Below are 19089 nucleotides of genomic sequence, written 5' to 3'. Positions count from 1 at the left end.
CACCCAGCCGACGTCGGTCCGACCGGGCCGACGCCAACCGGAAGGAAAGCAAGTGGACGTCACCACTCTCGCCGAGGTCTCGGGCAACCTGAACGCGGTCGGCTACGGTCTCGCCGCCACGGGCCCGGGCATCGGCCTCGGCATCCTCATCGGCAAGACGATCGAGGGCATGGCTCGCCAGCCCGAGGTCGCCGGCCAGCTGCGCGCCACCATGTTCCTGGGTGTCGCGTTCGTCGAGGTGCTCGCCCTGCTCGGTCTCGTCGCCGGCTTCCTCTTCGTGTGATGACGGCGCTGACTAGCGCCGCCGTGGTGGTGGCGCAGACGGAGGGCCCGCAGGGCATCGACCTGTTCCTGCCCGCCTCGTACGACCTGCTGTGGTCGGCCGTGGTGCTCGTCATCATCGCCTTCGCGTTCTACAAGCTCATCCTGCCCCGCATGCAGGCGGTGCTCGACGAGCGCGCGGAGAAGATCGAGGGCGGCATCGCCAAGGCGGCCCAGGCGCAGGAGGCGGCGGACCAGGCCCTGGAGGAGCAGCAGCGCCTGCTCGCCGAGGCCCGTTCCGACGCGGCGAAGACCCGCGAGGAGGCGCGCGAGGAGGGCAAGGCCATCGTCGCCGAGCTGCGCGTCAAGGCGAGCGAGGAGGCTGCTCGCATCACCGAGACGGCGCACCGCCAGATCGAGGCGGAGCGCCAGGCCGCGGCCGTGCAGCTGCGCGCCGAGGTGGGCGAGCTCGCCACCGAGCTGGCGTCCAAGATCGTCGGTGAGTCGCTGGACGACTCCGCGCGCCAGTCGCGCGTGGTGGACCGCTTCCTCGACTCGCTCGAGGCCTCGCAGACGGCGGCCGCCGCCTCGGGCAAGGAGAGCTGATGCGGGGAACGAGCGGAGCATCGCTGGCCGCGGCGCGCGAGCGCTTCGAGCCGGTGCTGCGCGACGCGGGTGACGCGGGCCTGACGCTCGGCGAGCAGCTGTTCGTCGTCGTCGACGCCCTCGACTCGTCGGGCGCCCTGCGCCGCACGCTCTCCGACCCGTCGACGCCGGGCGAGGAGAAGGCGGCCGTCGTGGCGCGCGTCCTCGCCGGCGGCTTCGACGGGCGCGTGGTCGACCTCGTGGCGGGCCTGGCCCGCTCGCGCTGGTCGGCCGAGGCGGACCTGGCGAACGCCGTCGAGCGGCTCGGCGTGGACGCGGTCCTCGCCGCGGCCGAGTCGCGCGGCGCGCTCGAGGCCGTGGAGGACGAGCTGTTCCGCGTCACGCGGGCGCTGTCGGGTGCCCGCGAGGCGCGCGAGGCGCTGTCCGACGCGTCGACCGACCCGCGGCGCCGTGCCGCGCTCGTCGACGCGCTCCTCGAGGGCAAGGCGGACGCCGCGACCCTCGTCCTGGCCCGGCGTGCGACGACCGCTCTGCGCGGCCGTCGGTTCGTCGCGGCGCTGACCGAGATCGGCGAGGTGGTCGCGGAGCGCCGCAAGCGCCTGGTGGCCTCCGTCACCAGCGCCGTCGTGCTCACGCAGGCGCAGACGGACCGGCTCGGGGCCCTGCTCGAGCGGTCGTACGGCCGTCCCGTCCAGCTCAACGTGTCCGTGGACCCGTCCGTGCTGGGCGGCCTGCGCATCCAGGTCGGCGCCGACGTCGTCGACTCCACCGTGCTGTCCCGCCTGGCCGACGCGCGTCGCCGGCTGGCCGGCTGATCCCACGAGGCACAGCCGGCCCGCGTCCGACGCGGACCCCCGGCACCGACAACGAACGTGAGGCCGCCGATCCTGCGGCCACGACAGGAGCAGAACAATGGCTGAGCTGACGATCCGGCCGGAGGAGATCCGCGCCGCTCTGGACAGCTTCGTGAAGTCCTATGAGCCCACGGGCGCGGCGACCGAAGAGGTCGGTCGCGTCACCTACGCCGCGGACGGCATCGCCTACGTCGAGGGCCTGCCGGGCGCCATGGCCAACGAGCTGCTGCGCTTCGAGGACGGCACGCTCGGCCTCGCGCAGAACCTGGACGTCCGCGAGATCGGTGCCGTCGTGCTCGGCGAGTTCGCCGGCATCGAGGAGGGCCAGGAGGTCCGGCGCACGGGCGAGGTGCTCTCCGTCCCGGTCGGCGAGGGCTACCTCGGCCGCGTCGTGGACCCGCTGGGCAACCCGATCGACGGCCTCGGCGAGATCGCGACCGAGGGCCGCCGCGCCCTCGAGCTCCAGGCGCCCGGCGTCATGGCGCGCAAGTCGGTGCACGAGCCGCTGCAGACCGGCATCAAGGCGATCGACTCGATGATCCCGATCGGCCGCGGCCAGCGTCAGCTGATCATCGGCGACCGCCAGACCGGCAAGACCGCGATCGCGATCGACACGATCATCAACCAGAAGGCGAACTGGGAGTCGGGCGACCCGACCAAGCAGGTCCGCTGCATCTACGTGGCGATCGGCCAGAAGGGCTCGACCATCGCCTCCGTGCGCGGCGCCCTCGAGGACGCCGGCGCGCTGGAGTACACGACGATCGTCGCCGCCCCGGCCTCCGACCCCGCCGGCTTCAAGTACCTGGCGCCGTACACCGGCTCGGCCATCGGCCAGCACTGGATGTACCAGGGCAAGCACGTCCTGATCATCTTCGACGACCTGTCGAAGCAGGCCGAGGCCTACCGCGCCGTGTCGCTGCTGCTGCGCCGCCCGCCGGGCCGCGAGGCGTACCCCGGCGACGTGTTCTACCTGCACTCCCGCCTGCTCGAGCGCTGCGCGAAGCTGAGCGACGAGCTGGGTGCGGGCTCGATGACCGGTCTGCCGATGATCGAGACCAAGGCGAACGACGTCTCGGCGTACATCCCGACCAACGTCATCTCCATCACGGACGGCCAGATCTTCCTGCAGTCCGACCTCTTCAACGCCGACCAGCGTCCCGCCGTGGATGTCGGCATCTCGGTGTCCCGCGTCGGCGGCGACGCCCAGATCAAGGCCATGAAGAAGGTCGCCGGCACGCTGAAGCTCGAGCTCGCCCAGTACCGCTCGCTCGAGGCGTTCGCGATGTTCGCGTCCGACCTCGACGCGGCCTCCCGCGGCCAGCTGGCCCGCGGCGCCGCGCTCATGGAGCTCCTCAAGCAGCCGCAGTACACCCCGTACCCGGTCGAGGAGCAGGTCGTGTCCATCTGGGCCGGCACCAAGGGCAAGCTGGACGACGTCCCGCTCGAGGACATCAAGCGCTTCGAGTCCGAGCTGCTCGACCACATGCGTCGCCGCACGGACGTCCTGACCACCATCGCGTCCACGGGCAAGCTGGAGTCGGACACGGAGGCCGCGCTCGCCGCCGCCGTCGACGAGTTCCGCCGTGAGTTCGTCAAGAGCGACAGCACGCCGCTCGTGGGTGGCGAGAGCGACGTCGACGTGACGGTCGAGCAGGAGCAGATCGTCACGGGCAAGAAGGCCTGACGCATGGCCGGAGGATCCCAGCGCGTCTACAAGCAGCGGATCAAGTCGACGCAGTCGCTGAAGAAGATGTTCCGCGCGCAGGAGCTCATCGCCGCGTCGCGCATCGGCAAGGCCCGTGCGCGCACCGCGGCGGCGACGCCCTTCGCGCAGGCCATCACGCGGGCCGTGTCCGCGGTGGCGACCCACGCGTCGGTCGAGCACCCGCTGACGAGCGCGCGCAACGACACCAACCGGGTGGCGATCCTCGTCGTCTCCTCGGACCGCGGCATGGCCGGGTCGTACTCCTCGGCGATCATCCGCGAGGGTGAGCGCCTGCGCGAGAGCCTCGAGCGCGAGGGCAAGCAGGTCGAGCTGTACGCCACGGGCCGCCGCGCGATCTCGTACTACCGCTACCGCGGGCGTCAGCTCGCCGGCGAGTGGTCGTACGGCTCCGAGCGCCCGTCGGCCGAGGACGCCGAGGAGATCTCGGAGACGCTCCTCGGCCGGTTCATGGCACGGGCCGACGAGGGTGGCGTCGCCGAGCTGCACGTGGTCTACACGCAGTTCGTCAACATGGTCACCCAGCGCCCTCGCGTCGCGCGGCTGCTGCCGCTCGAGGTGGTCGAGGGCGTCTCCGAGCAGGGCGACGTCGCGCCGCTGTACGACTTCGAGCCGTCGCCCGAGGTCGTGCTCGACACGCTGCTCCCGCGCTACGTGCGCAGCCGCATCTTCAGCTTCCTGCTGGACGCGGCCGCGTCCGAGCTCGCCTCGCGCCAGCGGGCGATGCACACGGCGACGGACAACGCCGAAGACCTGATCCGTACCTACACGCGGCTGGCCAACCAGGCGCGCCAGGCGGACATCACCCAGGAGATCAGCGAGATCGTCTCGGGTGCCGACGCCCTCGCCGCGTCGGCGTAGCGGACCACCGCACGCCGTCGCGCGACGACCAGACTGACACCCAGACGACCTTTTCGAAGCGAGGCAAGCAATGACCGCCACCACCGTGGAAGCCCCGGTCGAGCGCCAGAGCGGTCCCGGCGTGGGCCGTGTCGCGCGCGTGATCGGCCCCGTCGTGGACATCGAGTTCCCCGAGGACGCGATCCCCGACATCTACAACGCGCTCACGGTCGACATCGACCTCTCCTCGCAGGGCGAGGGCGAGAAGACCTTCACGCTGACCCTCGAGGTCGCCCAGCACCTCGGTGACTCGCTCGTGCGCGCCATCGCGCTCAAGCCCACCGACGGCCTGGTGCGCGGTGCGCTCGTCACCGACACCGGCGCCCCGATCTCGGTGCCGGTCGGCGACATCACCAAGGGTCGCGTGTTCGACGTGACCGGCAACGTGCTCAACCTCAAGGAGGGCGAGCAGTTCGAGGTGACCGAGCGGTGGCCCATCCACCGCAAGGCCCCGGCCTTCGACCAGCTCGAGTCGAAGACCACGATGTTCGAGACCGGCATCAAGGTCATCGACCTGCTCACCCCGTACGTGCAGGGTGGCAAGATCGGCCTCTTCGGTGGTGCGGGCGTCGGCAAGACGGTCCTCATCCAGGAGATGATCCAGCGCGTCGCCCAGGACCACGGCGGTGTGTCGGTGTTCGCGGGCGTCGGCGAGCGCACCCGTGAGGGCAACGACCTCATCCACGAGATGGAGGAGGCCGGCGTCTTCGACAAGACGGCCCTGGTCTTCGGCCAGATGGACGAGCCGCCGGGCACGCGCCTGCGCATCGCCCTGACCGGCCTGACGATGGCGGAGTACTTCCGCGACGTCCAGAAGCAGGACGTGCTGCTGTTCATCGACAACATCTTCCGCTTCACGCAGGCGGGCTCCGAGGTGTCGACGCTGCTCGGCCGCATGCCCTCCGCCGTGGGCTACCAGCCGAACCTCGCCGACGAGATGGGCATCCTCCAGGAGCGCATCACCTCGACGCGCGGCCACTCGATCACCTCGCTGCAGGCGATCTACGTCCCGGCCGACGACTACACCGACCCGGCGCCGGCGACGACGTTCGCCCACCTGGACGCGACGACGGAGCTCTCCCGCGAGATCGCGTCGAAGGGTCTGTACCCGGCGGTGGACCCGCTGGCCTCGACCTCGCGCATCCTCGACCCGCGCTACGTGGGCCAGGAGCACTACGAGGTCGCGACCCAGGTGAAGTCGATCCTGCAGCGCAACAAGGAGCTGCAGGACATCATCGCCATCCTCGGTGTGGACGAGCTCTCGGAGGAGGACAAGACGATCGTCGCGCGTGCGCGCCGCATCCAGCAGTTCCTCTCCCAGAACACGTACATGGCGGAGAAGTTCACCGGCGTCGCCGGCTCCACCGTGCCGCTGTCGGAGACCATCGAGGCGTTCAAGAAGATCGCCGAGGGCGAGTTCGACCACATCGCGGAGCAGGCCTTCTACAACATCGGTGGCCTCGAGGACCTCGAGCGCAACTGGGCCCGCATCCAGAAGGAGTACGGCGCCTGACGCCCCCGTCCGGCCGGCCGCTCGCGAGAGCGGCCCGCCGGACGCCGGACAACCCACGGCGCTCCGCCGTCCGCCGACCGGCGCGACGCGGGGCGCCGCCCCCGAGAGGAGTTCCCCTGTGGCAGAGCTGAGCGTGGACCTCGTGGCCACCGACCGCAAGGTCTGGTCCGGCACGGCCGACCAGGTGAGCGCGCCGTCGGTCGACGGCCAGGTCGGCATCCTCGCCAACCACACGCCGCTGCTCGCGGTGCTGCGCCCGGGCACCGTCAAGGTCAGCACGTCGCACGGCGAGTCCGTCGAGGTGCACGTCAGCGGGGGCTTCGTCTCCGTGGACGACAACCTGGTGACGATCGTCGCGGACGACATCGAGCCGGTGGCCCCGGCCGAGTCCCGCCTCGCCTGAGGTTCACCGCCGTGCCGTTCGCCGCCTGGGTCGCCATCGCCGTCGTCGCGCTGCTGGCACTCCTGGCGGCGACCGGCGCGTGGCGGCTGCGCGCGCTGTCCCACCGGGTCGGGTCCTTCCCGTGCCACGCGCGGGCGGCCGACCCGAGCGCAGCGTTCACCCTGGGCATCGCGCACTACGCCGTCGGGCGCATCGACTGGTACCGCTGCTGGTCGCTCGCGCCGCGGCCGGCGCGGACCTGGTCGCGCGACCGGCTCGAGGTCACCGGCCGGGTCCCGCTGGACCAGGCCGGCCAGCCCGACCAGTACCTCGTGCGCTGCCGGTACGACGGGACGGACTTCGAGCTGTCCATGTCGACCGGCGCCTACTCCGGCCTCGCCTCGTGGCTCGAGGCCGCCCCGCCCGGCCGCCGCGACCTGGTGCTCTGACGCACCCGGCGCCCGCGGGCGCCCGGCCCGCGGCCCTACCGCCGCACCCTTCCCTCACCACCCGACCGACCGCTGGAGCTTTGTGCGCCTCGTCGTCGCCCAGTGCTCGGCCCGCTACACGGGCCGCCTGACCGCCCACCTGCCCCTGGCCACCCGCCTCGTCGTCGTCAAGGCCGACGGCAGCGTGCTGCTGCACTCCGACGGGGGCTCCTACAAGCCGCTCAACTGGATGAGCCCGCCCTGCACCCTGCGGGCGGGGGAGCCGGACGACGCGGCGCGGGAGCGGGGCGTCACCGCGGTGTGGACCGTCCAGCACGCCAAGTCCGACGACCGCCTCGAGATCGAGCTGCACGAGGTGCTGCACGACTCCAGCCACGACCTCGGCGTGGACCCCGGCCTGGTCAAGGACGGCGTCGAGGCGCACCTGCAGCAGCTGCTCGCCGAGCAGATCGCCCTCCTCGGCGACGGGCACACCCTGGTGCGCCGCGAGTACATGACGGCGATCGGCCCGGTCGACATCCTGGCCCGCGACGCCACCGGCGCCACCGTCGCCGTCGAGATCAAGCGCCGCGGCGACATCGACGGCGTCGAGCAGCTCACCCGCTACCTCGAGCTGCTCAACCGCGACCCGCTGCTGGCCCCGGTGCGCGGCGTGTTCGCCGCGCAGGAGATCAAGCCGCAGGCCCGGGTGCTCGCCACCGACCGCGGGATCGCGTGCGTGGTGCTCGACTACGACGCCATGCGCGGCGTCGACGACGTCGACTCGCGCCTCTTCTGACGGCCCGGCGCCGGCCGGCTTGGCGCTGCCCCGCACCGCGCCCCGCGTGCGGGAGGATGGCGCCATGACGCGCACCTCCTCCACCGGCACCGTCGTCCTGCGCGGCCGCGTGGTCACCCCCGACGCGGTGGTCGACGACGGCGTCGTCGTCCTCGACGGCGACCGCATCGTGCTGGCCGGGTCGGTCGGCGACGTCCTGCGCGCGGGCGCGGCGCCCGACGTCGTGGCGGCCGTCGCCGCGGGGGCGCCCGCGCCGGGGACCACGCTCCTGCCCGGCCTGGTCGACCTGCACAACCACGGCGGGCACGGGGCGAGCTTCCCCGACGCGACCACGCCGCAGGAGGCGCGCGTCGCCGTGGCGGAGCACCTGCGGCACGGCACGACGACGATGCTGGCCTCGCTGGTGACGGCCGGTCGCGAGACGCTGCTCGCGCGGGCCGAGCTGCTCGCCGGGCTGGCCGAGGCGGGGGAGATCGCCGGGATCCACGCCGAGGGGCCGTTCCTGTCGTACGAGCGGCGCGGCGCGCAGAGCCCCGAGCACCTCGCGGCCGGCGACACCGGGTTCGTGCGCGAGCTCGCCCGGGCGGCGCGCGGGCACCTGCGCACCATGACCGTGGCGCCGGAGGTGCCCGGCGTCGCCGGCCCCGGCGGCGCGGCGGAGGCGCTGGTGGCCGAGGGCGTCGTGCCGTCGCTCGGTCACACGGCGGGCACGACCGAGCAGGCCGACGCGCTGGTGGCACAGGTGGCGGGGGCGCTGCGCGCGACCGCCGCCGGGGGAGGGCCGGCGCGGGAGATGACCGCGACGCACCTGTTCAACGGCATGCCGCCCCTGCACCACCGGGCGCCGGGGCCGGTGGCGGCGTGCCTGGCCGCCGCGGCCCGCGGCGACCTCGTGGCCGAGCTCATCGGTGACGGCGTGCACCTCGCGCCCGCCACGGTCCGCTCGGTGATGGCGACCCTGGGCGCCGACCGGGTCGCGCTCGTCACCGACGCGATGGCCGCCGCCGGGATGCCCGACGGCACCTACGAGCTGGGCCCCATGGCGGTGACCGTCCGCGCCGGCGTCGCCCGGCTGACCGACCCCGAGGACCCGGACGGCGGCTCGATCGCCGGCGGGACCGCGCACCTGCTCGACGTCGTGCGCACCGCGGTGGAGGCGGGGGTGCCGCTCGCCGACGCGGTGCGGGCGGCGTCGTGGGTGCCCGCGCGCGTGCTCGGCCGGCACGACGTCGGCGGCCTCGTGCCGGGGCGGCGCGCGGACGTGCTCGTCACCGACGCGGACCTGCGGCCGGTGCAGGTGCTGCGCGCGGGCGTGCCGGTCGCCTGAGGGTCACAGCGGCGTGACGGACCAGGCCGCCGCCGCCTCGTCCTCCCGGACGACCGCGACCTGCCCGGGCTCCAGCACGATCCCGTCGTCGGTGCGGGCGTCCTCGACCAGGTCGAGCCCCGGTCCCTTCACGCGCACGGCACGGTCGCCGTGGTGCAGCAGGAAGAGGTAGCTGCCGCTCGCGGCACGACGGCGGACGGCCTCCACCCCGGTGCCGACGGCGGCGGGGACGGCCGCCGCGACGCCGTGCTCGGCGAGGAGGCTCGCGACGAACCGGTCGAGCGACCGCTGCACCAGCCGGGTCGAGAGGTAGGTGACCGAGCCGGACCCGACGGCGCGGCGCGTGACGGCCGGGCCGCCCGCGAGGTCGCCCTCGGCGTAGGTGGCGACCGGTTCCGCACCCGCGAGGTGCACCCGCTCGGTCCACTGCTCGACCACCGAGCCGTCGCTGAGCGCCAGCGTCTCGCCGTCACCCAGCGGGCGCAGCTCCTCGACCCGCACGCCGAGCAGGTCCCGCAGGACGCCCGGGTACCCGCCGGGGACGACGCGCTGGTGCTCGTCCGCGACACCGGTGAAGCGGCCCACGACCAGGTGGCCGCCCGACTCGACGTACCGGGCGAGCCAGGCGGCCGTCCCGGCGTCCATCGCCATGTGGCTGGGGACGAACAGCACGCGGTGCCGCGAGACGTCACCGCCGGGCGGCACGAAGTCCACGGCGACCCCTGCCCGCCACAGCGCACGGTGCGTCGCACGCACCTCGCTCGCGTAGTCCAGGCCGTCGTGAGGCAGGTGCGAGGTCTCGAGCGACCACCAGCCGTTCGCGTCCCAGAGGACGGCGGCGTCCGCCTCGACCACGGGTCCGTCGGCGGGCGGTGCGGCGACCTCGCCGATGCGGTCGAGCAGCGCGCCGAGCCGGACGGCGCCGTCGAAGACCCGGCTGTCGGCCCCGGCGTGCGGCACGAGCGCGCTGTGCCACGTCTCCGCGCCGCCGAGCGAGGCGCGCCACTGGAAGAACAGCGCGCCCTGCGACCCGCGCGCGACGTACCCCAGGGAGTTCCGGATCATCCGGTCAGGGTCCTTGAACGCCTGGCGGTCGCCGACGCGGATGCCGCTCGCGCTCTGCTCCATGAGCAGCCACGGACCGCCGGCCCAGGACCGGGTGAGGTCGGCGCCGTAGGCGACGTGCGCCTCGCCGTCGGGGCCGGTGGTGTCGAGGTAGTGGTCGACGGACACGAGGTCGAGGTGCTCGCGCCACGCCCACTGGTCGAGGTGGTTCCAGGTGGGGAGCATGAAGTTGGTGGTCACCGGCGCCGCGGAGCCGGCGGCGCGGATCTCGGCCTTCTGCTCGAGGAACGCCGCGAGCATCTCGTCGGAGGAGAACCGCCGGAAGTCCACCACCTGTGCAGGGTTGGCGAGGTACTGCGTGGCACGAGGCGGCGTGATGTCGGCCCAGTCGCCGTAGTGCTGGGACCAGAACGCGGTGCACCACGCGTCGTTCAGCGCGGCCAGGGTGCCGTACCGGCGGCGCAGCCAGGACCGGAAGGCGGCCTCGGCGTGCGGCCCGTGGTCGAGGGTCCCGTACTCGTTGTGGACGTGCCACCCCCGCAGGCGGGGGTGGTCCCCGTACCGCTCGGCGAGGAAGCGGGCCACGCGCCGTGCCGCCTGCCGGTAGGCCGGTGCGCTGATCGCGTAGGTGTCGCGCGACCCGTGCGTGAGCCGGGTCCCGTCAGGACGGACGGGCAGGGCGTCGGGGTGCGCTCGGGTGAACCACGGCGGCGGGGAGGCCGTCGGTGTGGCGAGGAAGAAACCGACCTCCGCCTCGTCGAGCATGCCGACGACGTCGTCGAGCCAGGCCGCGTCGTACTCGCCCTCCCGGGGCTCCAGCAGCGCCCAGGAGAAGACGCCGATGGTCACCGTGTCGACGCCGGCGCGCCGCATGAGCGCCATGTCCTCGACCCACACGTCGCGCGGCCACTGCTCAGGGTTGTAGTCCCCGCCGAAGTGGAGGCGGGTGACGTGGTCGGGCATGGAGGACTCCTCGGCTCGGTGGGCGGGCTGTCCGCTCGCGGGATGCATCAGCGGCCGTGCGGCCCGGCCCAGTGCGACGGGCCGGGCCGCACGGCGTCGAGCTCGTCCCAGACCCCGTCGGGGACCGGGAGCGCCGCCCAGGCCAGCACCTGCTCCAGCTGGGCGGGGGACGAGACGCCGACGATCGTCCCCGCGACGCGCGGGTCCCGGGTGCTCGAGCGCAGCGCGAGCGCGCCGACCGGAACCCCCGCGTCGGCGGCGATCGCGCGGATCCGCAGGACGGCCTCGCGCTGCACGTCGTCGACGGGCCGGTAGTGGTAGTCGCGCACCGGCCCGTCGTCGGTGGCCAGCGCGGCTCCGCCGAAGGGTGCGGCGTTGAGCAGGCCCACGCCCCGGTCGGCGCACTCGTCGAGCAGCGGCTCGGCGGAGCGGTCGAGGAGCGTGAACCTGTTGTGGGTGACCACCGCCTCGAACTCTCCGGTGCGCACGAACCGGCGCAGGAGCTCGACCGGCCCGCCGGCGACGCCGACGTGGCCGACGGTCCCGGCGTCACGCAGCGCCAGCAGGGCGCGGACGGGGCCGTCGGGCGCCATCGCCTCCTCGAACGGCGTGCGCTCCGGGTCGTGCAGGTGCACCAGCGGCAGACGGCCGACGCCGAGGCGGTCCAACGACTCCTGCACGGAGGCGCGCACGCGCGCACCGGAGAAGTCGGTGGTCCCCGGTGCGGGGTCCACCTTGGTGAACACCTGCACCGCGCCCTCGATGCCCGGCAGCACCGCGCCGATCCGCGACTCGGCGTCCCCGTACTCGTTGCTGGTGTCCCACGTGCGCCAGCCCGCGTGCGCGGCGCGACGGAGGACCTCGTGGGCCGCGTCCCGCTCGACGTGCCTGCCGAGCGCCGCCGTGCCGAGGACGACGGCGGGTACCCGCAGGCCCGTGCCACCCAGGTCGTGCACCTCGTCCAGAGGGCTCATCCCTTGAGACCTCCGCTGATCAGGTCGAGGCGCCAGTAGCGCTGCAGCACGAGCATCATCACGACGAGCGGGATGATCGCCACGGCGGCGCCGATGATCGCCAGGCTGTAGAGGGACGGGGTGCCCGAACCCTTCGACAGCAGCGTGTACAGCCCGACGGTCAGGGGATACATCCGTTCGTCCGACAGCATGATGAAGGGCAGCAGGAAGTTGTTCCAGATGCCCACGAACTGCAGCAGGAAGACGGTGACCATCCCCGGGACCAGCATGGGCAGGGCGACCGAGGCGAAGATGCGGGCGTCGTTCGCGCCGTCGATGCGTGCGGCCTCCATCGTCTCGGTCGGGACGGCCGACGCCGCGTACACGCGGGCGAGGAAGATGCCGAACGGAGAGATGAGGCAGGGCAGCAGCACCGACCAGTACGTCCCGGCGAGCCCCACCTTGGACATGAGCAGGTACTGGGGCACCGCGAGGGTGATCCCCGGCAGCAGGACGCCGCCGAGGATCGCGTAGAACGCGACCTGCCGTCCGGGGAAGTCGTACTTCGCGAGGGCGTAGCCGGCCATCGTCGAGACCAGGGTGCACGCGACCGCGCCGACGCCGGCGAAGACGATGCTGTTGAGCACCCACTGCAGGTACTGCCCGTCGCCGTATGCCAGGAGGTCGCGGAGGTTCTCGAGGAGCCCCGAGCCGGGCAGGAACGTGAACGTCGAGAAGAGCTCCGAGCTCGACTTCGTCGAGGCGACGAGAACCCATGCGACCGGCACGAGGCAGTAGAGGGCGCCCAGCAGGAGCGCCACCGTCGGCAGGACGGCCGCGTGTCGTGACGCGGGGCGGGGCCCGTCGGGGGCGAGGCGCCGGGTCGGGGCCGGCCGGGGCGTGGTGGCGACGGTGCTCATCGGGACTCTCCGAAGGAACGCTTCTGCGTCACGCGCAGCAGGACGACGGACACGACGAGCGTGCCGAGGGCGAGGGCGACCGACGACGCCGCGGCCAGCGAGAGGTCGTCACGGGTGAACGCGTCGCGGTAGATGGTCATCAGCGGCACCCAGGTCTGGGAGATCGCGCTCGTCATCGGACGCAGCGTGGTGGGCTCGCCGTAGACCTGGAGCGTGCCGATGAGGGCGAAGAGGCCGGTGAGCACGAGCGCCGGCCCGACGAGGGGGATCTTGATGCGGTACGCGATGTGCCACTCGTTCGCGCCGTCGAGCCGGGCGGCCTCGTAGACGTCCGACGGGATGCCCCGCAGCGACGTGTACAGGATGATCATGTTGAACCCGACGCCGCTCCAGATCGCGATGTTCGCGACCGACGGGTACAGCATGCCGCCGTGCAGCATGTCGGGGCCCTCGAGCCCCACGGAGCGCAGGAGCCAGTTGCCAGGGCTGGTGGACGGCAGGTAGAGGAAGCCCCACAGCAGCGTGGCCACGACGCCCGGCACGGCGTACGGCAGGAAGATCGCCGTGCGCGAGAAGCGGGCCCCCCGCACCCGGGGGAGGTCGAGCAGGAGCGCGAACGTGAGCGCGAGCCCGAGCGTCAGCGGGACGGCGATGATCCCGTAGATCGCGAGGCGGCCGAAGCCCGCGAGGAACTCGGGGTCGGTGAACGCCGCGGCGTAGTTGTCGAGACCGACCCAGGTCTCCTGGCGGGCGCCGAAGGGGCCGCCGCCCGTGACGCGCAGCCCACGGAAGCTCAGGTACAGCGCGTAGCCGACGGGGATCGCGAGGAAGGCGACGAACAGCAGGGCGGCCGGCAGGAGGAAGAGCCAGGGTGCTCCCCAGCGCCTGCGGGTCCGGCGTGACGTGACCGCCGCGGCTTCGGTGACGAGGCTCATCTCGGTGGTTCCTCTCGTGCGGCGGGACCGGCGGCGCGCGCCGCCGGCCCCGCGGGGGGTCACTTCTGCGTGACCTCGAAGCCGGTCTTCTCCATGTCGGCGACGACGACGTCCTCGGTCTCGGTGAGCGCGTCGCGCAGCGGCGTCCCGTTCGTCACGGCCTTGGACATGGCGTCCTGGAAGGCGCTGGAGGCGACGTTGACGTTCGGGCCCCAGCTGATCTCCGGGATCGTGTCCTGCGTGATGTCGGCCGCGACCTGCCAGTAGTCGTCCTGCTGCGGCATCAGCAGGGGAGGGTCGCTCTCGAGCGTGAGCTCCTGGCCCGCGAGCGAGGCGGGGTACTGACCCTGCTCGATCTGCGCCGCCGCCGCCTCGTCGCTGCTGCCCATCCAGCGGGCGAACTCGGCGGCGGCCTCGGGGTGCTCCGCCGACGTCGTCACCACGACGGCCGAGCCGCCCTGGAAGGCGACCGCGGAGTCGCCCTCCTCCCACTGCGGGAGCGGCGCCATGGCCCAGTCGCCCGCGCTGTCCTCGGCGACGCCGTACAGCACGCCGGCGGCCCAGAGCCCGGCGGGCCAGGAGAGGATCTTGCCCTCGTTGAGCTTGGCGTTCCACTCGGGCGTCAGCAGCGGCTCCGCGAGGACGAGGTCGCGGTCGACGAGGTCCTGCCAGTAGTCGGCGACGGCCACGGAGGACTCGTCGTCGAAGTTCACCGACCACGCGTCGCCCTCGACCGACCACCACTCGGCGCCGGCCTGCTGGGCGAGCCCGGCGAACCCGCCGAACTCCGCGGGGGCGAAGGTCGTGATGTAGGCCTCCGGGTCGGCCTCGCGCACCTTCTCGGCCGCCGCGGCGAACTCCTCCCAGGTGGTGGGGACCGCGATGCCGAGCTCGTCGAACCGTGCCTGGTTGTAGGTGAGGGCCTGGGGGCCGGCGTCCTGCGGGACGCCGTACGTGGCGCCGTCGAAGGTGACCTGGTTCCACACGCCGGGAGCGAACTCGGCGTCGAGACCGTCGACGTGCTGCGAGATGTCGGCGGCGACGCCGGCGACGATCATCGCGGGCAGGGTGTTGTACTCGACGATCGCCACGTCCGGGGCGTTCTCGGCGCGGGTGGCGGTCACCAGCTTCGCCGAGGAGTCGGTGCCCCCGCCGGCGTCGGTGAGCTTGACCTGGACGTCCGGGTGGGACGCGTTCCACGCGTCCACCATCGGCTGCTGCGCCGTGCCCCATGCCCAGTAGTCGAGGGTGATGGGGCCGTCGCCCTCCGCCGCTGCGCCGCCGTCGCCGTCGCCGCCCGAGGAGCAGGCGGCGAGGACGAGGGCGAGCGCGGAGGCGGTGGCGACGGCGGTGACTGTCTTGCGCATGCTCACATCTCCCTTGACGTGCTGCAGAAGCGCTATTCGGCCGACGGTGGCGAAGCGCTTCGATAGTGGACGAGATCATGGCCGCGCCAGGTCGTGCTGTCAATCGGTGCCCGCGAATCCTCAGGTCAGCGGTGGCCAGCGTTGTGGGGCGCTCTGTCGTCGAAGCGATTCGACGAAGAAGGGGCCCCGTGTGTGGCGCCGTCCGCTCAGCCGCGGGGAGCGGCGGTGCTCCCGCGGTCCGTCAGGGTGGCGCGGACCAGCCGGGTCTGGGGCTCGAGCTCGCCGCGCAGCGTGGCGACCGCCATGTCGACCGCGGCCCCGCCGATGCTCTGCGCCGGGATCTCGATCGACGTCAGCGGCACGACCTGCTGCTCGGCGATGTTCGGCGGGCACACCACGACCAGCGACAGGTCCTCGGGCACCCGCAGCGAGCGGTCGCGCAGGACGTCCAGGACGGCGGGCAGCGCCGCCTCGTTGTGCACGACGAGCGCGGTCGCGGGCGTCGGCCCGTCCAGCGCCTCGGCGAGCGCGGCGGCGACCGAGTCGCGGCGAGCCGTGGTCAGCGTGAGCCGGAACTCCACGCCCGCCGTGTGCGACTGGGTGCGCAGGCCGTGCAGCATCCGGTCGGCGTACGACGTGTGCCGCTCCAGCACGACGGGCGGCGGCCCGACGAGCGCCACGCGCCGGTGGCCGAGCTCAGCCAGGTGGCGCACCGCCAGACGGCCGGCGCCCTCGAAGTCGAAGTCGACACAGCTCAGGCCGTGCGGGTCGGCCGGCATGCCGATGAGGATGGCAGGCGTCCGGGAGCGCGCGACGCCGGGCAGGCGCGCGTCCTCGCTCTCCACGTCCATGACGATCAGCGCGTCCGCCGACGAGCCGGCCGACACCCGGCCGAGCGCCGTGGGGTCGTCGTCGGTGAGTAGGAGGACGTCGTAGCCCAGGGCCCGGGCGCGGGGGAGGACGCCGGCGACGAACTGCATGATGACGTTGACGTCCACGTCACCGCGCAGGGAGGCGTCGGCGTCGAGCCGCAGCGGTACGACCAGTGCCAGGACGTCGGTGCGCGACGAGGCCAGCGCCCGCGCACCCGCGTGCGGGTGGTACCCGAGCTCGGCGACGGCCTGCTCCACGCGCGACCGCGTCGCAGGGGAGATCGAGCGCTTCCCGGACAGGACGTACGAGACGGTCGACGCGGCGACCCCCGCCCGCTTGGCGACGTCCTCGATCGTGGCCATGACGCACCGTCCCTCCGCCGATGATGAGCGGCTCCATTGTGCCGGTGCGCAGGGGATGCTCTCGCCGCGGAGCGACGCGGGATCGTGCGGAGTTGACGGCCGCGGTCGGGCGCCCGCATACTCGTCGACGGTTTCGAAGCGCTTCGACGGAGCGCTTCGACGAAACGCTTCGACCATGTGCGTCGGGGGCGGCCCGGGCACGACGACGACGCCCACGACACGGGGAGGTGACCGCATGGCGACGATGCAGGACGTGGCGCAGCGCGCGCAGGTCTCGCTGAGCACGGTCTCCTACGCCCTCTCGGGCACCCGGCCGGTCTCGGCGGAGACGCGCCGCCGCATCGAGGAGGCCATGGCCGAGCTCGGCTACCAGCCGAACGCCATGGCGCGGGGCCTCGCCTCGCGGCGCAGCAACGTGCTCGCCCTCATCTACCCGGCCATGGAGCGCGGGCTCGGCGGCACCGTCGCCGAGTTCGTCGACGCTGCGGCGGTCACGGCGCGGGAGAACGGCCACCACCTCGTGCTGTGGCCCTTCCGCACCACCCAGGCCCCGGAGATCCGCGACCTGGTCCGCCAGGGCATGGCGGCCGGCGTCCTGCTCATGGAGGTCTCGCTCGACGACGCTCGGGTGGACACCCTGCAGGAGGCCGGCGTCCCGTACACGATGATCGGCCGCACGCGGGACCTCGCGGACCGCCCCAGCGTCGACATCGACTTCGAGCGGACCACCGAGGACGCCGTCGCGCACCTCGCCGGCCTCGGCCACCGGCGCATCGGCTTCGTCAACCACTCGCTCGCCAGCCGCGAGGCCGGCTACGCGCCCACCTTCCGGGCGCAGGAGGGCTTCGAGGCGGCGATGCGCGCCCGCGGCCTGGAGCCGGTGGTCGTGCACAGCGACGAGTCGCCGCGCGCCGGCCGCGCCGCCGTCGGCGAGCTGTTCGCGCTGGAGCCGGGCCTGACCGCGCTGGTCACGATGAACGAGATCGCGACCTTCGGCGTGATGGCCGAGCTGCAGGCCCGGCGCATCGACGTGCCGGACCAGATGTCGATCCTGTCGATCGTCACCTCGCCGGGCGTCGGCGAGATGAGCAACCCGCCCCTGACCACCATGCACGCCCCCGGCGCGGAGCTCGGACGCCTCGGCGTCCTCAAGCTCCTGTCGCTGGTGGACGCCAGCCGCCCGGCCACGCCGGACGTGCTCATCCCGTGCGCCCTCGAGCCCGGGGGCAGCGTCGCGCCCGCCCCCGGCGCGGCGCCCGGCACCCACCCCGACGGCCCGGGCAGCGCCGTCGACGGTGACCCCGCGTCGTCCTGACGCACCCCGCGACCCGACGACGGGCCGCGTCCATCCCACCGGGCCACGGCCCGGGACCCCGGCCCCGGCCGGACTCGACGAGGAGGACCCGCGATGAAGCGAACCCGCAAGGGCTCGATGATCGCCGCCCTGGCGGTGCTGCCGCTCGCCCTGACGGCGTGCGTCGGTGGAGGCACGGGCGGCGGTGACGTCGCCGGCGGCGGTGGCGACACCGACGACTCGACGCTGACGATCTGGCACTACGAGAACGACGACTCCGCGATGGGCCAGGCCTGGGCCCGGGCCATCGAGATCTTCGAGGAGGAGCACCCGGACGTCGAGGTCGTCGTCGAGAAGCAGACGTTCGAGCAGATCCAGAAGAACGCCAAGATCGTGCTCACCGGCGACGACGTGCCGGACGTCATGGAGTACAACAAGGGCAACGCCACCGCCGGCCAGCTCGCGGCGCAGGGCCTGCTCGCGCCGCTCACCGACGTCGCCGAGGAGAAGGGCTGGGCCGACAAGCTGCCCGGCTCGCTGCAGACGACCGCGACGTACGACGAGAACGGGCTCATGGGCTCGGGCGAGTGGTACGGCGTGCCGAACTACGGCGAGTTCGTGCAGGTCTACTACAACAAGGCGATGTTCGCGGAGCACGGCGTCGAGGTGCCCACCACCCTCGAGGAGCTCGAGGCCGCGCTGCAGACCTTCAAGGACGCCGGCATCACGCCGCTCGCCGAGGCCGGCGCCGAGTACCCGCTGGGGCAGCTGTGGTACGAGCTGGTGCTCGCGAACGCCGACCGCGGCCTGGTCGACCAGTACCAGCTGTTCGACGGCGACGTGGACTTCCACGGCCCGGAGATGACCGCCGCCACCGAGAAGCTCGACGAGTGGATCAAGGCCGGCTACATCGCCCCCGACTCGGCGGCGCTGACGGCCGAGGACATGGGCGTGTCGTTCATCAACGGCACCTACCCGATCATGGTCTCCGGCTCCTGGTGGTTCGGCCGCCTGGCCACCGAGATGCAGGACGACTGGGGCCAGTTCAACTTCCCGGGCAACACGCTGCACCCTGGCTCGTCCGGCAACCTGTGGGTCGTGCCGGCCAACGCCGACTCGAAGTCGCTGGCCGAGGAGTTCATCGACATCACGCTGCGTCCCGAGGTGCAGGACGTCCTGGCGGAGAAGGGCGGCCTGCCCGTGGCCGGCGACGCCTCGACGATCACGGACGAGCGCACCAAGGAGCTCACCGAGAACTTCCAGGCGATCCTCGACCAGGACGGCCTGGCGTTCTACCCCGACTGGCCGGTGCCCGGCTACTACGACGTCGTCGTCAGCCAGCTGCAGTCCCTGGTGAACCAGTCGAAGGCGCCCGCCGAGGTGCTCGACGGGCTCGAGTCCGCCTACGTCGAGGGCAAGTCCGACCTGACCGGCGAGTGACCCGGCGCGGGGGCGGCCGACGCCGGCCGCCCCCGCCCGGTCCGCGCCGCGGGCGACCTGCGGGCCGCCTGGAGGCCGCCCGCAGGCCGCCTCGCGCCGGCCCCCGTGCCGGCCCGTGAACGAG

At 73.1% G+C, this 19089-nt stretch carries 18 protein-coding genes; 12 read left to right on the top strand and 6 right to left on the bottom strand.

The genetic code is table 11. The annotated features are described in order from the left end of the window. The first annotated feature begins 52 nt into the window (after positions 1-52). From U5M74_RS11840 to U5M74_RS11795, 10 genes are all read left to right on the top strand, one after another. A complete protein-coding gene (locus U5M74_RS11840; RefSeq protein WP_069982893.1) occupies positions 53-283 on the top strand; it encodes an ATP synthase F0 subunit C in 231 nt (76 codons plus the stop codon). Then, on the top strand, positions 283-867 hold the full coding sequence (locus tag U5M74_RS11835) for a F0F1 ATP synthase subunit B (RefSeq protein WP_410909152.1): 585 nt from the start codon (positions 283-285) through the stop codon (positions 865-867). Before U5M74_RS11840 ends, U5M74_RS11835 begins: the two co-directional genes overlap by 1 nt. After that, positions 867-1682: a F0F1 ATP synthase subunit delta gene (locus U5M74_RS11830; RefSeq protein ID WP_410909151.1), complete on the top strand. Its 816-nt coding sequence runs from the start codon at positions 867-869 to the stop codon at positions 1680-1682. Before U5M74_RS11835 ends, U5M74_RS11830 begins: the two co-directional genes overlap by 1 nt. A 97-nt stretch (positions 1683-1779) precedes the next feature. Beyond that, entirely contained in the window at positions 1780-3405 is a 1626-nt protein-coding gene (gene atpA, locus U5M74_RS11825; protein WP_410909150.1) for a F0F1 ATP synthase subunit alpha, read from the top strand. Between the two features lie 3 nt (positions 3406-3408). Beyond that, positions 3409-4305 carry a F0F1 ATP synthase subunit gamma gene (locus U5M74_RS11820; protein ID WP_410909149.1) on the top strand — a complete coding sequence of 299 codons (897 nt, stop codon included), beginning with the start codon at positions 3409-3411 and terminating at the stop codon, positions 4303-4305. A gap of 70 nt (positions 4306-4375) precedes the next feature. Continuing rightward, a complete protein-coding gene (gene atpD, locus U5M74_RS11815) occupies positions 4376-5857 on the top strand; it encodes a F0F1 ATP synthase subunit beta (RefSeq protein ID WP_410909148.1) in 1482 nt (493 codons plus the stop codon). A 118-nt stretch (positions 5858-5975) separates the two neighbouring features. Continuing rightward, the gene (locus tag U5M74_RS11810) at positions 5976-6260 is read left to right on the top strand and encodes a F0F1 ATP synthase subunit epsilon (protein ID WP_069982899.1); all 285 of its coding nucleotides are present in this window, start codon (positions 5976-5978) and stop codon (positions 6258-6260) included. Between the two features lie 11 nt (positions 6261-6271). Then, complete coding sequence (locus tag U5M74_RS11805) at positions 6272-6688, top strand: DUF2550 domain-containing protein (protein WP_410909147.1); 417 nt, start codon at positions 6272-6274, stop codon at positions 6686-6688. Positions 6689-6770: 82 nt separating this feature from the next. Beyond that, the gene (gene nucS / locus U5M74_RS11800; RefSeq protein WP_410909146.1) at positions 6771-7466 is read left to right on the top strand and encodes an endonuclease NucS; all 696 of its coding nucleotides are present in this window, start codon (positions 6771-6773) and stop codon (positions 7464-7466) included. Between the two features lie 64 nt (positions 7467-7530). Next, positions 7531-8793, top strand: a complete 1263-nt coding sequence (locus U5M74_RS11795) for an N-acetylglucosamine-6-phosphate deacetylase (RefSeq protein WP_410909145.1) — start codon at positions 7531-7533, stop codon at positions 8791-8793. A gap of 3 nt (positions 8794-8796) precedes the next feature. Here the strand turns inward: U5M74_RS11795 and U5M74_RS11790 are convergent, their stop codons facing one another. From U5M74_RS11790 to U5M74_RS11765, 6 genes are all read right to left on the bottom strand, one after another. Beyond that, a complete protein-coding gene (locus U5M74_RS11790) occupies positions 8797-10821 on the bottom strand; it encodes a beta-galactosidase (protein WP_410909144.1) in 2025 nt (674 codons plus the stop codon). 47 nt (positions 10822-10868) lie between these two features. Further along, entirely contained in the window at positions 10869-11795 is a 927-nt protein-coding gene (locus U5M74_RS11785) for an aldo/keto reductase (protein WP_410909143.1), read from the bottom strand. Beyond that, a complete protein-coding gene (locus U5M74_RS11780) occupies positions 11792-12694 on the bottom strand; it encodes a carbohydrate ABC transporter permease (protein ID WP_410909142.1) in 903 nt (300 codons plus the stop codon). The genes U5M74_RS11785 and U5M74_RS11780 overlap by 4 nt, the downstream gene beginning before the upstream one ends. Beyond that, positions 12691-13629 carry a carbohydrate ABC transporter permease gene (locus U5M74_RS11775; protein ID WP_410909141.1) on the bottom strand — a complete coding sequence of 313 codons (939 nt, stop codon included), beginning with the start codon at positions 13627-13629 and terminating at the stop codon, positions 12691-12693. The genes U5M74_RS11780 and U5M74_RS11775 overlap by 4 nt, the downstream gene beginning before the upstream one ends. A gap of 59 nt (positions 13630-13688) precedes the next feature. Next, the gene (locus tag U5M74_RS11770; protein ID WP_410909140.1) at positions 13689-14996 is read right to left on the bottom strand and encodes an extracellular solute-binding protein; all 1308 of its coding nucleotides are present in this window, start codon (positions 14994-14996) and stop codon (positions 13689-13691) included. Between the two features lie 206 nt (positions 14997-15202). Further along, positions 15203-16231, bottom strand: a complete 1029-nt coding sequence (locus tag U5M74_RS11765) for a LacI family DNA-binding transcriptional regulator (protein ID WP_410909139.1) — start codon at positions 16229-16231, stop codon at positions 15203-15205. A gap of 235 nt (positions 16232-16466) precedes the next feature. Between U5M74_RS11765 and U5M74_RS11760 the strand changes: the two genes are divergently transcribed. After that, positions 16467-17546 carry a LacI family DNA-binding transcriptional regulator gene (locus U5M74_RS11760; protein ID WP_410909138.1) on the top strand — a complete coding sequence of 360 codons (1080 nt, stop codon included), beginning with the start codon at positions 16467-16469 and terminating at the stop codon, positions 17544-17546. A gap of 93 nt (positions 17547-17639) precedes the next feature. Continuing rightward, positions 17640-18965, top strand: coding sequence for an ABC transporter substrate-binding protein (locus tag U5M74_RS11755; RefSeq protein WP_410909137.1), 1326 nt, complete (start codon positions 17640-17642; stop codon positions 18963-18965). Positions 18966-19089 lie beyond the last annotated feature (124 nt).

This window comes from Puerhibacterium sp. TATVAM-FAB25, assembly GCF_046535855.1.
Classification (GTDB): Bacteria; Actinomycetota; Actinomycetes; order Actinomycetales; family Cellulomonadaceae; genus Puerhibacterium; species Puerhibacterium variabilis_A.
This window is presented reverse-complemented; position numbering and strand designations above follow the sequence as displayed.

Excerpts from the sequence above, each read along its gene's own strand:
- U5M74_RS11835 (WP_410909152.1), top strand. The coding sequence starts at position 283 with ATGACGGCGCTGACTAGCGCCGCCGTGGTGGTGGCGCAGACGGAGGGC.
- U5M74_RS11830 (WP_410909151.1), top strand. The coding sequence starts at position 867 with ATGCGGGGAACGAGCGGAGCATCGCTGGCCGCGGCGCGCGAGCGCTTC.
- atpA (WP_410909150.1), top strand. The coding sequence starts at position 1,780 with ATGGCTGAGCTGACGATCCGGCCGGAGGAGATCCGCGCCGCTCTGGAC.
- U5M74_RS11820 (WP_410909149.1), top strand. The coding sequence starts at position 3,409 with ATGGCCGGAGGATCCCAGCGCGTCTACAAGCAGCGGATCAAGTCGACG.
- atpD (WP_410909148.1), top strand. The coding sequence starts at position 4,376 with ATGACCGCCACCACCGTGGAAGCCCCGGTCGAGCGCCAGAGCGGTCCC.
- U5M74_RS11795 (WP_410909145.1), top strand. The coding sequence starts at position 7,531 with ATGACGCGCACCTCCTCCACCGGCACCGTCGTCCTGCGCGGCCGCGTG.
- U5M74_RS11790 (WP_410909144.1), bottom strand. The coding sequence starts at position 10,821 with ATGCCCGACCACGTCACCCGCCTCCACTTCGGCGGGGACTACAACCCT.
- U5M74_RS11785 (WP_410909143.1), bottom strand. The coding sequence starts at position 11,795 with ATGAGCCCTCTGGACGAGGTGCACGACCTGGGTGGCACGGGCCTGCGG.
- U5M74_RS11780 (WP_410909142.1), bottom strand. The coding sequence starts at position 12,694 with ATGAGCACCGTCGCCACCACGCCCCGGCCGGCCCCGACCCGGCGCCTC.
- U5M74_RS11775 (WP_410909141.1), bottom strand. The coding sequence starts at position 13,629 with ATGAGCCTCGTCACCGAAGCCGCGGCGGTCACGTCACGCCGGACCCGC.
- U5M74_RS11770 (WP_410909140.1), bottom strand. The coding sequence starts at position 14,996 with ATGCGCAAGACAGTCACCGCCGTCGCCACCGCCTCCGCGCTCGCCCTC.
- U5M74_RS11765 (WP_410909139.1), bottom strand. The coding sequence starts at position 16,231 with ATGGCCACGATCGAGGACGTCGCCAAGCGGGCGGGGGTCGCCGCGTCG.
- U5M74_RS11760 (WP_410909138.1), top strand. The coding sequence starts at position 16,467 with ATGGCGACGATGCAGGACGTGGCGCAGCGCGCGCAGGTCTCGCTGAGC.
- U5M74_RS11755 (WP_410909137.1), top strand. The coding sequence starts at position 17,640 with ATGAAGCGAACCCGCAAGGGCTCGATGATCGCCGCCCTGGCGGTGCTG.